We start from the raw sequence: 14,008 nt of genomic DNA on the forward strand, positions 1-14,008 counted from the left end.
TTTTAACTCCCCAGCGATATCATGTCGGTCGCCTCGCGTGTCAAGACCTCTGCCAAGCGCTTCTTAAGTGTCAGGTGCGTCTGATCTAGGCTCGAAAGTATGGATTCGGCCTGAGAAAGCTCAGCGGCGCGATCTGAATTGAAGTCGGTCACTTGCTCGGCTTCGAAAGTTCTAATCGTGATAGTTCGCCGTATACCCACCGGACCGTTTGCATCTGCTACACCGATGTCCAGGTTAACGAGATTGCGCGTGACGGCCGATATTTTCTCGAACCATCCGGAATGCGAATGCCAAGGCTCCCGTCGATGAAATGCTTTTGAGCCGAAGCAGTTGGATTTTCTATCGATTATCAAGCCGCAGTCTTGAGGCTCGGGCAAAGTGGCATAGAAAAAATCTGTATATTCAAGACCAATTTGACTGGTCTGAACAGCGGACGAAATGATCGGCATAGATGTCGAGAGAAATTGCGAAAATTGCTCCCTGAATGCTACCCAGCGAGTGTATGACGTCGTTTCGAGCCTCAGCGCGTCGTTGGCGACCGCCAGTGCTTGCACCACCGTAGTGCCTTGTAGGTCCTGAAAGACGACGCCTGATTCTGCCTCAGCGGTTTTCCGCGGCGCTAGGCCAGGCTGCACCTCAACTGCGATGTGGTGCATCGGCTCCTCGCGCACGAGCCCAACCCTGCGCGCCGGTCCTCGCAATGCGTCGATCGTTTTGCGAAGGGTAAGCGACGTCATCGGTTCGGAGAAGGTTACGAACGCAACAGCTTTCTGAATCGCGTGCGCGGGGTGAATAGGTGCCCAAAACGTGCGCGCTGCTCCACCCGGCGGCAGCTGGCCACCGGCGTGATAGTTTCCAAATCGATTCGCCATCACAGAACAGCGCTGCTCTGGCGAAAAGGTTGCGCCTTCATTCGTTCGTTCCTTGACCTCACGGGGAAATGGCACTTCTGTCGCAAGCTTGCAAGCAAGGCCGGTGGTGCAGCCGCATCTCTCCGAGGCTAGCGGCTACCGAACCCGTTTTCACTGAGCGACCAAACTGCGCAGGTTTTGCGCTTACACACGCAATTCGTGCGCTTCAGACCTCGGGCGCATCCCTGATCGCCCGCACCTTCATCGCGATGGCGCGCCACGTCGCAACGCCGTCCGCGTCGTCGAGCAAGGCCAGCAGCCCCATCCTCTCAGCGATGAACTGGTCGCAGTCGCAGCGCTGAACCATCCGGCTCGCTACCGCCAGGATCTCCCATTCGGTGAGAGGCGTCGGGGGTAGCGGGTCACACGGATCGAGCATCCAGTTCCTTGCGCTTTTCTGCTCGATTGGCATCGTGATCGGCAATTTCGCGATCCGTGGGCAGTCGCCATCCGTCCGTGTCTCGGATCAGACGGGCGCCACAGCGAACGCAGCCAGTCCAATAATCTTGGCCATCATGGCGAGCGCCGCCTCGGTCGACCTTGTGCCCAAAAAGCTTACATCTCAATGCCATGCCGTGATCCCCAGCTCGACCGAACCGCCTTCGTAGAGGAAAGGGGGATGGTGTCACGTTCAAGTTGCGCAATCAGGAGTGCGGGTAGGCGGCGCCTCTCATACGCCGCCATCCCCTAACCTTCGCCGTCGTCGACCCGGCGGGGCTTCAAGAAATTTACATTCTTTGCGCTGAGGCGCCAGATGATTCGAGCGCCTCAGCCAAGGGCCGCCCAAAATAGCGCTGCAGCGCGGCCAGCTCGTCGGCCGGCAGCCGATGCAGCGTGCCGCGGCGCGCCCGATCGGCGAGGTATCCGGCGGACCGCCTCAGCATGCGCGAGAGGTCAGCATAGGTTTCGCCTTCCGCCTCGATCAGATCGGCGAGCGGAACCCGCGCGATCAGTGCAGGCCTGCGGGCTCGTCCCCCAATTTCTCGAGATGCATCAGGCAGTCGGCGATCGATATCCATAGCGCGACGTTCTCGTGCTGCCCGGCCTCCGAAGCCGCCTTGGCCATCGCAACGACGTGACTCGCTGTCTGTTCGCCGTTCAGTTCGAGAAGCCCGGCGGCCATCTGCCAGATTTCCTCGCGGGAATAGCCGCTCCGCGCGACCATGTAGGGGTGCAACCCGTCCATCCAGATCCTCGTACATCATCAGTAGCAGAGCCATTCGATCTCGGCCGCGTCGAGCGCCTCGAACATGTCGGCCTCTGCGCCGACCTCGGATAGCCGATGGCGCACCGCCTCGGGGTCCCCTGCCTTCGGGAACGACCGGTCTGCCTTCGCCGCCTTGCCCAGCCCGCCGATCCAATCGTCACGCTTTTCCTGCCGCAGCAGCCAGGTACCGAATGGGGTTGAGGGCATTGGCTTGGCCGGCGTGTTCGCTGGCGGCGCTGCCGCGGTGTCGGGCGACAGGATTTCTCCGGTCTCCGGATCGAAGGGCACGGCTTCAACAAGGCCTGACGGGATGCCGTAGACCAGCATCTGTAACTGTTCGCGGCGGACTGCCGCTTGGGCGTTGCTCACGATGTTTTCCTTGACCGACTCGGGAACGATGAAGGCATTATGTTCCTAATATGTTCCACAGTCGAGTCCGGCCGAACGTGGCCTCCAGCTTCCTGCTTCCCGTGGTCGGGGAGCGCTTCGATAATGCCGACGGCAGCAGCCGGCAGGAGGAGATCCGCCGCTGCCGACCGGGCGAGGCGGTGTGGCTTGAGCGTGAGCCATCGAACCGCTTCGACCCATCCGCCGTGGCGGTGTTCTCCGATCGCGGTTTCCAGCTCGGCTATATCGGGGCCGACCGCTGCGGCTGGATCGGGTCGAAAATCGACCGGGGCTTCAACGTCGATGCGGTGGTTGAGGGCATTTCTGGCGATGTCAGCGGCGCCCTGCCCTGCCGCTTGACCATAAGGCTTCGGCTGACGATCACGGACACAACCGATGCCCCGATGGGGTAAATATTTAATCCATGGTATTATCCATGGTACGTTTGAACACGCTTGATAATTTATCGTGTTTTTTCAATGCATTTAATGCGTCAGTTCAACGGGCTCCGTCTCCGCCAACTGCGCCTTAGAGGCCGCGGAAATCCTGAATTTTCAGAGACTTTTATTTCTTTCCCCACCGGCGCCCCAACTTCGCGCCGTCGCTGGGTGCAAGCCGATCTTTGCTACTGCCCTTCGGCGAGATCACGCTGATAGTATGCGATCTGCGTCTGCAGCAGGAGTTGCCCTTGTTGGCTCAGATGCCCCATGATTGGGGAAGGCTTGCCACGGAGCGGGGTGAAATATTCCGCCGCTCAAGGCAGCGTCATGCAACGATCCAGGCAGAAACGCGTCGCGCACTTCAGATGGCACATGTCCATCTCGGATAGCTTGGAAACAGTGAAGTACTGGTTGCCGCGCCTGTTCGGATCGACAGAGGTGCCAAACACCACCTCAACCCATGGATTGCCATCCTGATCAGCTGCGACGCTTTTTACCAGCCCTGGGTGAGGATCAGGCCCAGGCATGTCCGGGTTCTCCACATACGGAAACCGGCACCATACAGTATCGTATGGCGCCGGTGCACTGCCTAGGGGGTAGAAGGTGGGCAATTACCAGCCCGGTTCGCCGATCGGTGTGAGCTTGAAATTTGCCGGCTTTTCAGCGTCGACATGACGCTGCAGCGCATCCAAGTACTCCGTCGTGATCTCGGTATGGTAATTCGGCTGTGCCCGAATCGCGCGCGACCCGTAAGCGGCGCTGATTCCCAGCCGCTCCTTAAGTTGCCGCATTTTAGCTCCTTCTCTGAGCGCCAGTGGATCTGGTACGCTCCATCAACGTGTGACGTGGGGGGGAGGCTGCGCCGTTTCAACAAAAAGTTGATCAACCATTGTTTCGGCGCGACGAGCGACCTCCCCTGCTCGGCACAGCTTTCCTGTGGACAACTTTTTCACTCAACGCAAGCTAGACTCGTTTCGTCGCACCCAATCTGCGATTTAGCGCACTACGAATGAAACTGAATCGCAAGGGCGGCGGTTAGCCGTCGTCCGAGGCTCCCCAATAGCGCCGGCCATGCACCCAGATCGGTGCGAGGCCGTCGTCGGCCGCGGTGCAGCGGTCATCTTCCGGTTCATCATCCGCATCCCCGTCGAGCATGCCGAGCGCCTCGATCAGCCGCTCAATCACCTGCTCGACACCGGAGCGGCCATAGCGTCCAGATTGCGCCGATCGTCAGCACGAAGAACGCCCAGACTACCGTATGAACCGCCTTGATGGCGCGAAGCGTCGTGCGGGCGGTCATTTCAATCGTGCCGTCATATCACGATAACGGCATCGACCGGTCGGCGTGGCGACCAGGGCAGCGTCGGACCATAGCCGAACCGCATCACGATATCGGGCCGCCTTCCGCGCAGGCCGATCAACGCTGCCAGTTCGGGGCGGAGTTGGGCAACCTCCACAGGCTGGTTGATGAAGGCGTGCTTCAATCCCAACGCCGTCGCTTGAAGCGCGAAACGCTGGCAGGCCTGCCCGACCGCCACCCAATCGGCAGGGGTTTCTCCGGCCCCGACGAACACCGCGATGCCGGCCGAAGACCTGATCTGGCGGGCATAGGCGTCATTCTGCGCCTTTGCCGTCGAGAACCAGTCGAATGCAATTGGCCCAAGCCAGTCGGGCAGCGCGGGGTTGCCGCTGGCCACGCTGTAGAGGCCGTCGCCGGTTCGCAGCGCCTGTCGCGGGTTGAACCGAAGCCAGGATTTCAGTTCGCGGACGAATGCGGCGTCGGCCATCTGCGTGCTGTTCCCCGCCACGACGAGGTCGCGCAGTTGATCGACCTGATTGCGATCCGTGAGCAGGATGAGATCGACGCCGGGCACCGACACAGCCTTAGCAAGCGCGTTGAGATCGGCCGGGATGACCATGCGGCCATCGAAATCGGCACGGGTCGATTGCCTCTTGGCGATGGCATCGAACATGATGGACGGGATCGCCCGCCCCGGCTCGAAGTCGAAGACGACTGCGGCTTCGTTGCCCTGTTCGAACTGAATGGCGCCGGGTGCGCCACGTGCCGCTGACGCCAGCGACAGATTCTCGGCCGCCGCGCCGAGGCTGATGAAAACATGATGATCGTCAGGATCGACGACCGGTGTCCGCCGTGAAAGATCGGGCAGGATATCGATCTTCTTGTCGCCGATGCGAAAGAGCCATGGCTGCGCGTTGTGGCCATTGGGCGCCAAGGTCGCATAGCGGATCAGATCGCGCGCAGATGGCATCTCCGCCAGTTGCCTTCGTAGAGGGGCGATCCCGGCGGCATAGTCCGGTGACGACCCCATGCCAGATAGCGTGAGATAGGCCGCTCCGCCGCCAAGCGCGGCGGCAGCCCCCGTGCCGATGAGCATTTGTCGTCGGTTCACGGTTATTTCCTTTGTTCACAAACTATTTTCTATAATATCCATGCAAGATTCATGTGAGCGTTACGCGCTGCAATTGTTAGCGTCGGAAACTACTTAAGTTCCGATAAAAATGAGGGATGCACATGCATCACTATGCCCGGCTGGCCAGGCGGCGCCAGCTGGCCCCGAAACGCCCGCAATGCGGCTTAAGAGTGCTATAGCGAGACGTAGCGATCATCTTCGCCGGGCACGGCCCGCCAGCATCACATTGCTTTTGCCGCGTTTTTCCCGAGTTTGGCCGCTTAGCCGCAACGGTGCGCAGAGTGCCGGGGCGCCGCAGGCAGATTTCTTGTTGTCGTGCGTTCCCCGGCGCTGCCACATCGGCAATGTTCAAATCGCGACGGATGGAAGCGGGTCGAAGGGCTACTTCTGCCGCGCGATGGCAATGCCCGACAGGTCCGTCATCGCGTCGACCGGCACGCCGGCTTGCTTTCGTTCCGAATAGCGATCGACAAGCTGGTCGGCGTGCGGGCGCAGGAGGACGGTGAAACGCACCAGTTCCTCCATGACGTCGACGATACGGTCATAATAGCTTGAGGGCTTCATGCGACCGGAGTCGTCGAACTCCTTATAGGCCATGGCGACGGAGGATTGATTCGGGATCGTGAACATCCGCATCCAGCGGCCAAGCAGGCGCAGCGTGTTGACGGCGTTGAAGGACTGCGATCCGCCGGACACCTGCATCACGGCGAGGGTGCGCCCCTGCGTCGGTCGCATCCCTTTCATCTCAAGCGGCAGATGATCGATCTGCGCCTTCATGATGCCGGTGATCTGACCGTGTCGTTCAGGACTGCACCACACCTGCCCCTCCGACCACATTGCCAGCTCGCGCAGTTCGTGGACGGCGGGATGATCGTCGCCGGGCACCTGATCGGGCAGCGGCAGCGTCGATGGATCGAATATCCGCGTGTCGGCACCAAACAGGCGGAGCAGGCGGGCGGCCTCTTCAACGGCGAAACGCGAGAATGATCGCTCGCGCAAACTTCCGTAGAGCAACAGAATGCGCGGGGCTGGATCGGTCGCGCCGAGGCCAAGCGCGGGCCGATGGTGCACGAAGGAAGGACAGAGCGCCGGCACGTGATCCGGTTCAGGCAGGTCACGGAGGGGCATCAGGCAATTCCAATGCGCAGCGCGAGCGCCGCAAGCGTGACGAGCAAGACGGGCACCGTCAGGGTGACGCCGACGCGGAAATAATAGCCCCAGCCGATCCGCACGCCTTTTTGGCCGAGGACGTGCAGCCAGAGCAGCGTGGCGAGCGATCCGATCGGCGTGAGCTTTGGGCCCAGGTCGCAGCCGATCACATTGGCGTAGATCATTGCCTCCTTGACCGCGCCGGTGGCGTGGGTCGCATCGATCGACAGCGCGCCGACCAGCACGGTCGGCATATTGTTCATCACTGAGGATAGCACCGCGGCGATGATGCCGGTTCCCAGCGCCGCACCCCACACACCGCCCTGTGCCGTGCGATCGAGCAGCGCGGCCAGGTGGTCGGTCAGGCCGGCGTTCCGCAGGCCGTAGACGACCAGATACATGCCGAGGGAGAAGATGACGACCTGCCATGGCGCACCGCGCAGGACCTTGCCGGTCTGGATCACATGTCCCCGCGCCGCGATTGCCAGCAGCAGGATGGCCCCGGCCGCCGCCACCGCGCTGACGGGCACGCCACGTGGCTCGAGCAGGAAGAAACCGGCGAGCAGGAGCGCCAGGACGACCCATCCGACGCGGAACGTCGCGACGTCGCGAATGGCTTCCTCGGGTCGTCGCAGCTGACCCATATCATAATTGGCGGGTATGTCGCGGCGGAAGAACAGGAGCAGCGCCCCCAGGGTCGCGGCGATCGCCACCAGATCAACCGGTACCATGACGGCCGCATATTCGCCGAAGCCGATGCCGAAGAAATCGGCCGACACGATGTTGACGAGGTTCGAGACCACCAGAGGCAGGCTGGCAGTGTCGGCGATGAACCCAGCGGCCATGACGAAGGCGAGCATGGCCTTCGCGCCGTAGCCAAGCGCGCGCAGCATGGCGATCACGATCGGTGTCAGGATCAGCGCTGCACCGTCATTGGCGAACAAGGCCGAGACCGCTGCCCCGAGCAGCACCACCAGCGCGAAAAGCAGCCTGCCATCGCCCCTGCCCCAGCGGGCGACGTGAAGCGCTGCCCACTCGAAGAATCCGGCTTCGTCGAGTAGCAGACTGATGACGATGATCGCGACGAATGCGCCGGTCGCATTCCAGACGATATCCCACACCACGGGCACGTCGGACAGCGTGACGACGCCCGCCAGCAGCGCAACGGCAGCGCCGCCCATCGCGCTCCAGCCGATGCCGAGCCCCCTGGGCTGCCAGATGACGAGCGTGATCGTGGCGACGAAGATCAGTACGGCAATGAGCATCAGGCGAGGCGCTGACCGGACGCGTCGACCACCTGCTGACCATCCTCTTTCGCGAAGGCCCCGAGCTGGCCTGTCGGCAAAAGGTCAAGCACCGCTTCCGATGGGCGGCAAAGCTTCACCCCCAGCGGCGACACGACGAGCGGACGATTGATGAGGATCGGGTGAGCCATCATCGCGTCGATCAGCGCGTCGTCAGAGAGCGACATATCGTCGAGACCGAGTTCCCCATAAGGTGTCCCCTTCTCCCGCAGCAGATCGCGCGGGGTCATTCCGGCGCGGCCGATCAACTGGACCAGCATCGCGCGGCTGGGCGGCGTCTTCAAATATTCGATGACATGCGGCTCGGTTCCGGCGTTGCGGATCAGGCCAAGAACATTGCGCGACGTACCGCATTCGGGATTGTGATAGATGACGATATCGGTCACGCTCGGTTCCCCTAGAGACTATGCTCATTCTCGACGAGATCGTCGTGAATGGCCTGGAGCCGTTGCCGGATGGCCATGGCGGGCACGTCACGGGTCTGGATCGGCAGTTCGACGAGCTTGGCGATGCGCTTCGACAGGGCATCGTGAGCGGCCTCGAATGCTGCGTCGACCGCCGCGTCGTCACCGGATACGGCCGCAGGGTCGGGCAACCCCCAATGTGCCTTGATCGGTGCGCCCGGCCAGATCGGGCAGACTTCACCGGCGGCATTGTCGCAGACCGTGATGACGACATCGATGTCAGGACCGCTGGCATCGGCGAACTCGTCCCAGCTTTTGGAGCGTAGGCCAGAGGTCGGGTAGCCATGTCGCTCGAGCAGCCGCAGGGCGCCAGGATGCACTTGCCCCTTCGGAAAGGAGCCTGCCGAGAAACCGCGGAAGCGCCCCTTCCCCAATCGATTCACGATCGCCTCGCCAAGGATCGACCGGGCGCTGTTGCCGGTGCAAAGCACCAGGACATTGGTGGTGTCGGCCCTCACGCCAAAGCCTGCGCGTCGCAGCGGCTGCGCAGGACGACCTCGGCGAGTGACGCGCAGATTTCGGGCGACCCGCCGCAGCAATCCTTCATCAGAAACTCGAGCAGTCCGGTCATGTTCTCATACCTCGCCGTATAGATCACCGAGCGCCCCTCGCGCCGGCTTTCGACCAGACCGGCGTGCGACAGGATGGTGAGGTTGGCTGAAAGCGTATTGGGCGGGACATTCATGCGCCGGGCGATTTCTCCGGCCGCGATGCCCGTCGGCCCCGCCTGCACGAGCATACGGAAAACCGAGAGGCGCCCTTCGTGAGCGAGCGCCGAAAGCCCGGCGACGGCATTCTTCATGTCCATATTTCGTCTTTAGAGGAAATGTCGCGACGGGCAACATGCCCTCCCGTCACGGCGTCATCCCAACCAGCGGATCTCGAACCGCCCCGAGCCTCCCGCTTCGATGACCTGTTCGCAGCCCTTGCGGGTCTCTGTCGGCAAGGGGCAGGAATACAGGCCACGGCGCATCGTGAGTGTAAGCTGTTGGTCGGAAGCGGCCTGGTAAGAACACTGACCGCCACGCGCTTCGAGCATCGACAATCGCTGCGATCTCTTGCCCGAACCCCGCAGTGCGCGGGTCACGGTCTCACCCTTCTTGTTCTGCAACGCGCACGTCAGGACCCAAGCGCCCGCTCCCCTGGCGTCGATCAGCAGGACCTCGGAGGGAGGCTCCCACTGGGCGGCAGCAGGTACGCCGGGCAGCGCAAGCGCAACCGCGACTACTGTAAATAGCTTCATCAGACTGTCCCCTCTGCATGATCCGCGATCGACGGCCACCCCATCGATTCGTTATTTCCACGATACTGGAATATTGGATCATTTCAAGCCAGCCGCTTCGGGGTGGGTCGTCGGGCGTCAGACAGAGATCACCGTGGGATGGGCAGCGCCGCGGGATCCGCTCCGATCCGCAGTGACGCCAGGCGGATTTGACGGCTTAGGGGGGTGATGCGACCAACCGCCGCGGCGATCGGCTTCAGCGCGCGGGCCAGCGTATGATTCGAGCATCATTCTGCGATGCCCCCGGTTCCGGCCGAAGCGGGATCGATCGATGCTGGCGGACGATCTGCTCTCCAGCTTACCGCCGAGGCCGCCTCCGGTTGAGAAGCGTTATCCCGGACAGCGCAGAAGGGCCGGCGGCGATCGGCGTTTTCGACACGCCGCCGCATCGCTAACGGAATGGGTCCAGCATCAGTTGCTGGATGCGACCGGCCGTTCGTCGAGCTGGCGGCGGGCCGCTTCGGCCGCGGTTATGAGGCTGTGACCGGTCTGCGCAGCGGCGTCCGATGTCATGGTGACGGCAACGCCATTGGGCCCATCGAGAATGACGAACCCATCTTCCGCCGAGGCTGTGCCCGGTTTGGTCTGCGGCTGCGGCATGGCATTGGGATCGGTCATCGGATTGGCCTCGTTTGCGATGATGGAATGCCGGGCAACGGCTTGGCGATGTAAAGATAATCGGGATCGAACTGGGCGCGGGCGGCGAGCCGCTCTGGGTCCATGATCTCGACCAGCGACGAGCGGAACACGCACATTCCGTCTTCCCGCAACTGCCGCATGACCCGGTTGATGTGCACCGGCGTCAACCCGCAGATCTCGCCGAGATCGGCCTGCGTGAGCCCGAGCGCGAAGCGCCGTCCGTCGCTCAGCCCCGCCGCGGCGAGCCGGACGTTCATCTCGCAGAAGAAGTGCGCCACCCGCCCGACCGCGTCGAGCCGCCCGAGGCGGAACAGCCATGCGCGGTGGATCGCGGCGTCCAGCAGCGTCGAAAACCACAGCTTGCGCGCAAGCTCCGGGTACTCGCGGGTGATCGCATCCAACCGCGTGTGCGGCACCAGCGCGACCGTGACCGCCGTCATCGTCCCGACTTCGTGGTCGAGGATCTTGAGCGGATAGGCGTGAAGATCGACGAAATCGCCCGGCACGTGAAGTGCGACCAACTGCCGCAACCCGTTGCGATCGTCGATATGCCGGGACATGATGCCCTCGATCAGGAGCGTGCTGTGATTCAGCGGTTCGCCGGTGAAGGCGAGCGTGGTCCGCGGGCCGAACGTCTTGACCTCGCTGATCGCATTTTCGAGAATTTCGCGCTCCTCGGACGTCAGGGCGGCGCCCCGCTTGTCCCGCAGAAAGCGTTCGGTAAACATGATCGATACATCTCCAGTATCGGCTTCGACGGCCGGTCAGCGGTGTGCGCTATAAACTGCCGATCCAGCAGGGTGTTGCGGACGCCGCAACACAATCGTCATGATGCATGTTAGTTTGTTCGCGGCCGAGCAACTTTCGCGACCTGCGGGGGGTTTGTTTTTCGCATCCCGCCACCGGCGTCGCGGCCCCTCGTCCGGAGCGATCCTGACGGCCCCTCGCCATGACCTCGATCCAGCCAACCGACGAGAACCAGCATGGCAAAGAAAACCACTTCTCCCAAATCATCGCGCAAGCCCGCTCCGGCAGCGTCCGCGAGCCCGGCGGATCCCGATATGAAGGTCGCAGCACCGCCGGGCGCAGCCCCGCTGCCTGCCGACGTCGCGCTCTCTCACAGCTTCGCCGAGGAACAGGGCGGTGGCGGCGAAACGCACCAGTCCGCCGGCGGCGACGTCGCCACGCTGACCACGCAGAACGGCGTGCCGGTTTCCGACGACCAGAACAGCCTCAAACAGGGTGCGCGCGGCCCGACGCTGATCGAGGACTTCCATTTTCGCGAGAAGATCTTCCATTTCGATCATGAGCGCATTCCGGAGCGCGTGGTCCACGCCCGCGGTTATGGCGCGCACGGCTTCTTCGAGCTCACCGACAGCCTGGCGGACATCACCCGCGCGGACCTTTTCCAGCGCGTGGGGGAGCATACGCCGGCGTTCGTGCGCTTTTCCACCGTCGCCGGCTCGAAGGGGTCGGCCGATCTCGCGCGCGACGTGCGCGGCTTCGCGGTCAAGATCTACACGCAGGAGGGCAATTGGGATCTGGTCGGCAACAACATCCCGGTCTTCTTCATCCAGGATGCGATCAAGTTTCCCGACCTGATCCACGCGGCCAAGCCGGAACCGGATCGCGGCTTCCCGCAGGCCCAGACCGCGCACGACAATTTCTGGGACTTCATCAGCCTCACGCCGGAATCGATGCACATGATCATGTGGATCATGTCCGACCGCACGATCCCGCGTTCGTTCCGGTTCATGGAGGGGTTCGGCGTCCACACCTTCCGGCTGCTCGACGCCGAGGGCAAATCCACCTTCGTCAAGTTTCACTGGAAGCCCAAGCTGGGTCTCCAGTCGGTCGTCTGGAACGAGGCGGTCAAGATCAACGGTGCCGATCCCGATTTCCATCGCCGCGACCTGTGGAATGCGATCACCGCGGGCGATTTCCCCGAGTGGGAGCTCGGCGTGCAGCTGTTCGACGAGGCCTTCGCCGAGACGTTCGATTTCGACGTGCTCGATCCCACCAAGATCATCCCGGAAGAGGTTCTGCCCGTCCGGCCGATCGGCCGGCTGGTGCTGGATCGCGTCGTCGACAACTTCTTTGCCGAGACCGAGCAGGTCGCCTTCTGCACGCAGAACGTGCCGCCGGGCATCGATTTCTCGAACGACCCGCTGCTCCAGGGGCGCAACTTCTCCTATCTCGATACCCAGCTCAAGCGGCTGGGCTCGACCAACTTCACCCACATTCCGATCAACGCGCCCAAGAGCCCGGTCGCCAACTTCCAGCAGGACGGGCACATGGCGATGCGCAACCCGGTGGGGCGCGCGAACTACGAACCGAACAGCTGGGGTGCGACGACCGGCGGACCGCGCGAGGATCCGGTTCGCGGGTTCCGCAGCTATGCCGAGGTGGCCGAGGGTCCCAAGCTGAGGATCCGCCCGGAAAGCTTCGCCGATCATTACAGCCAGGCCCGGCAATTCTATGTCAGCCAGACGGCGATCGAGCAGAAGCACATCGGCGACGCGCTGGTGTTCGAACTGTCGAAGGTCGAACGTGCCGACATCCGCGCGCGGATCGTCTCGCATCTGCTGAACATCGACGGTGACCTCGCCGCGACCGTCGCCGACGGGCTCGCCTTGCCGCTGCCGCAGCCGGCGCAGGCGGCACGGCCCACGATCATGGACCTGCCGCCGTCGGCGGCGCTGAGCATCGTCGGCAACGGGCCGGAGAGCTTCGAAGGCCGCAAGCTCGGCATCCTCCTCACCGACGGCAGCGACGCCGCGCTGCTGGCCGCGCTGGCCGGCGCGGTCGAGAAGGAGGGGGGCGTCTACGAACTGATCGCGCCCAAGGTGGGGGCGGTGACCCTGTCGGACGGCAGCGCGATGGCCGCCAATCACAAGGTCGACGGTGGTCCGTCGGTGCTGTTCGACGCGGTCGCGGTGCTGCCCTCCGCCCGGGGCGCGGCGCTGCTGGCGATCGACAAGTCCGCCAAGGATTTCGTTTCCGATGCCTTTGCCCACTGCAAGTTCATCGGCATCGGCGCCGACGCCGCCCCGCTGTTCGACAAGGCAGGGCTGAGCGACGATCTCGACGAAGGCTGCCTGCCGTTGGGCTCGCCCAAGGATGTCGGCGCCTTCCTGGCAGCATGCAAGCGGGTCCGCCACTGGCCGCGCGAGCAGGCGGTCGACCTCGATGCCCAGCCCGATGCCTGAGCACGCGAGCCAGGGCGAGCCGGCCCCGCTGCCCCCGCGGGAACGGCTGCAGGACCTTCTCTTCGATGCCGCGCGGCTTGGCCGCGCGGACATGATCCCGGCGCTTCACCGCGCCGGGATCGATCTCGAAGCGACCGACCTGCGCGGCTATACCGCGCTGATCCTGGCCAGTTACAACGGGTCGCTCGAGACGACGCGCGCCTTGCTGGACCTTGGCGCCGCGGTCGACACGCCGGATACGGGACGCGGCAATACCGCGCTGATGGGCGTCGCCTTCAAAGGCTATCGGCAGATCCTGCTGTGCCTGCTCGAGGCGGGCGCGGCCGTCGACCGCCGCAACCTTGCGGGCCAGACCGCGCTGATGACGGCGACCCTGTTCGGACATGCGGCAATCGTCGAGGACCTTCTTGCCGCCGGCGCCAATCCCCTCCTTGTCGATATCGCAGGCAACTCCGCCCGATCGCTGGCGGGTACGCAGGGCAATGTCGCCTTGCTCGAGGTTCTGGACAGTGCGTGCCCGCCGACCGGCACGCTCGACGGCTGACGGCGCGAGCATCAGCGCGCGCTGCCGGTCTTCGTACCTG

At 63.3% G+C, this 14,008-nt stretch carries 20 protein-coding genes; 3 read left to right on the forward strand and 17 right to left on the reverse strand.

From position 1 onward, the window contains the following. Positions 1-2: 2 nt before the first annotated feature. The 6 genes from NX02_RS31715 to NX02_RS33690 all read right to left on the reverse strand — a co-directional run bounded on the left by NX02_RS31715 (position 3) and on the right by NX02_RS33690 (position 2,487). Positions 3-872: a TIGR04255 family protein gene (locus tag NX02_RS31715; protein WP_084717987.1), complete on the reverse strand. Its 870-nt coding sequence runs from the start codon at positions 870-872 to the stop codon at positions 3-5. 205 nt (positions 873-1,077) lie between these two features. Next, a complete protein-coding gene (locus NX02_RS20635; protein WP_162232646.1) occupies positions 1,078-1,335 on the reverse strand; it encodes a hypothetical protein in 258 nt (85 codons plus the stop codon). After that, positions 1,274-1,483: a DUF1660 family phage protein gene (locus NX02_RS34115; protein WP_084717991.1), complete on the reverse strand. Its 210-nt coding sequence runs from the start codon at positions 1,481-1,483 to the stop codon at positions 1,274-1,276. Before NX02_RS34115 ends, NX02_RS20635 begins: the two co-directional genes overlap by 62 nt. 156 nt (positions 1,484-1,639) lie before the next feature. Beyond that, the gene (locus NX02_RS33025) at positions 1,640-1,930 is read right to left on the reverse strand and encodes a hypothetical protein (RefSeq protein ID WP_162232711.1); all 291 of its coding nucleotides are present in this window, start codon (positions 1,928-1,930) and stop codon (positions 1,640-1,642) included. After that, a complete protein-coding gene (locus NX02_RS20640; RefSeq protein ID WP_025294090.1) occupies positions 1,861-2,097 on the reverse strand; it encodes a hypothetical protein in 237 nt (78 codons plus the stop codon). The genes NX02_RS33025 and NX02_RS20640 overlap by 70 nt, the downstream gene beginning before the upstream one ends. Before the next feature lie 18 nt (positions 2,098-2,115). Then, complete coding sequence (locus NX02_RS33690) at positions 2,116-2,487, reverse strand: hypothetical protein (protein ID WP_245648657.1); 372 nt, start codon at positions 2,485-2,487, stop codon at positions 2,116-2,118. 77 nt (positions 2,488-2,564) lie between these two features. On the opposite strand from NX02_RS33690, the gene NX02_RS20650 reads away from it, so the two are divergent. Beyond that, positions 2,565-2,918, forward strand: a complete 354-nt coding sequence (locus tag NX02_RS20650) for an HIRAN domain-containing protein (RefSeq protein WP_025294092.1) — start codon at positions 2,565-2,567, stop codon at positions 2,916-2,918. 638 nt (positions 2,919-3,556) lie between these two features. Here NX02_RS20650 and NX02_RS20655 read toward each other — a convergent pair. The 11 genes from NX02_RS20655 to NX02_RS20700 form a co-directional block, all read right to left on the reverse strand. Then, the gene (locus NX02_RS20655) at positions 3,557-3,736 is read right to left on the reverse strand and encodes a hypothetical protein (RefSeq protein WP_025294093.1); all 180 of its coding nucleotides are present in this window, start codon (positions 3,734-3,736) and stop codon (positions 3,557-3,559) included. A gap of 244 nt (positions 3,737-3,980) precedes the next feature. After that, positions 3,981-4,130, reverse strand: coding sequence for a hypothetical protein (locus NX02_RS32690; RefSeq protein WP_158014127.1), 150 nt, complete (start codon positions 4,128-4,130; stop codon positions 3,981-3,983). Positions 4,131-4,258: 128 nt separating this feature from the next. Continuing rightward, a complete protein-coding gene (locus tag NX02_RS20660; protein WP_025294094.1) occupies positions 4,259-5,356 on the reverse strand; it encodes an Acg family FMN-binding oxidoreductase in 1,098 nt (365 codons plus the stop codon). A 402-nt stretch (positions 5,357-5,758) separates the two neighbouring features. Continuing rightward, a complete protein-coding gene (gene arsH / locus NX02_RS20665; RefSeq protein ID WP_025294095.1) occupies positions 5,759-6,505 on the reverse strand; it encodes an arsenical resistance protein ArsH in 747 nt (248 codons plus the stop codon). Continuing rightward, positions 6,505-7,791: an arsenic transporter gene (locus tag NX02_RS20670; RefSeq protein ID WP_025294096.1), complete on the reverse strand. Its 1,287-nt coding sequence runs from the start codon at positions 7,789-7,791 to the stop codon at positions 6,505-6,507. The genes arsH and NX02_RS20670 overlap by 1 nt, the downstream gene beginning before the upstream one ends. Continuing rightward, positions 7,791-8,216 (reverse strand): arsenate reductase (glutaredoxin), encoded by a 426-nt coding sequence (gene arsC / locus NX02_RS20675; RefSeq protein ID WP_025294097.1) that lies wholly within the window; start codon positions 8,214-8,216, stop codon positions 7,791-7,793. Before arsC ends, NX02_RS20670 begins: the two co-directional genes overlap by 1 nt. An 11-nt stretch (positions 8,217-8,227) precedes the next feature. Then, positions 8,228-8,752 (reverse strand): arsenate reductase ArsC, encoded by a 525-nt coding sequence (locus tag NX02_RS20680; protein WP_025294098.1) that lies wholly within the window; start codon positions 8,750-8,752, stop codon positions 8,228-8,230. After that, on the reverse strand, positions 8,749-9,102 hold the full coding sequence (locus NX02_RS20685) for an ArsR/SmtB family transcription factor (RefSeq protein ID WP_025294099.1): 354 nt from the start codon (positions 9,100-9,102) through the stop codon (positions 8,749-8,751). The genes NX02_RS20680 and NX02_RS20685 overlap by 4 nt, the downstream gene beginning before the upstream one ends. Before the next feature lie 54 nt (positions 9,103-9,156). Beyond that, positions 9,157-9,537, reverse strand: a complete 381-nt coding sequence (locus tag NX02_RS20690) for a hypothetical protein (RefSeq protein ID WP_025294100.1) — start codon at positions 9,535-9,537, stop codon at positions 9,157-9,159. Positions 9,538-9,987: 450 nt separating this feature from the next. After that, entirely contained in the window at positions 9,988-10,194 is a 207-nt protein-coding gene (locus tag NX02_RS20695; protein ID WP_084717993.1) for a hypothetical protein, read from the reverse strand. Continuing rightward, entirely contained in the window at positions 10,191-10,943 is a 753-nt protein-coding gene (locus NX02_RS20700; RefSeq protein WP_025294102.1) for a Crp/Fnr family transcriptional regulator, read from the reverse strand. Before NX02_RS20700 ends, NX02_RS20695 begins: the two co-directional genes overlap by 4 nt. A 333-nt stretch (positions 10,944-11,276) precedes the next feature. Between NX02_RS20700 and katE the strand changes: the two genes are divergently transcribed. Beyond that, a complete protein-coding gene (katE, locus tag NX02_RS20705) occupies positions 11,277-13,424 on the forward strand; it encodes a catalase (protein ID WP_039996722.1) in 2,148 nt (715 codons plus the stop codon). Continuing rightward, positions 13,417-13,968 (forward strand): ankyrin repeat domain-containing protein, encoded by a 552-nt coding sequence (locus NX02_RS20710; RefSeq protein ID WP_039996723.1) that lies wholly within the window; start codon positions 13,417-13,419, stop codon positions 13,966-13,968. Before katE ends, NX02_RS20710 begins: the two co-directional genes overlap by 8 nt. Positions 13,969-14,008 lie beyond the last annotated feature (40 nt).

Origin of the sequence: Sphingomonas sanxanigenens DSM 19645 = NX02, assembly GCF_000512205.2 — a bacterium.
Lineage (GTDB): Bacteria > Pseudomonadota > Alphaproteobacteria > Sphingomonadales > Sphingomonadaceae > Sphingomonas_D > Sphingomonas_D sanxanigenens.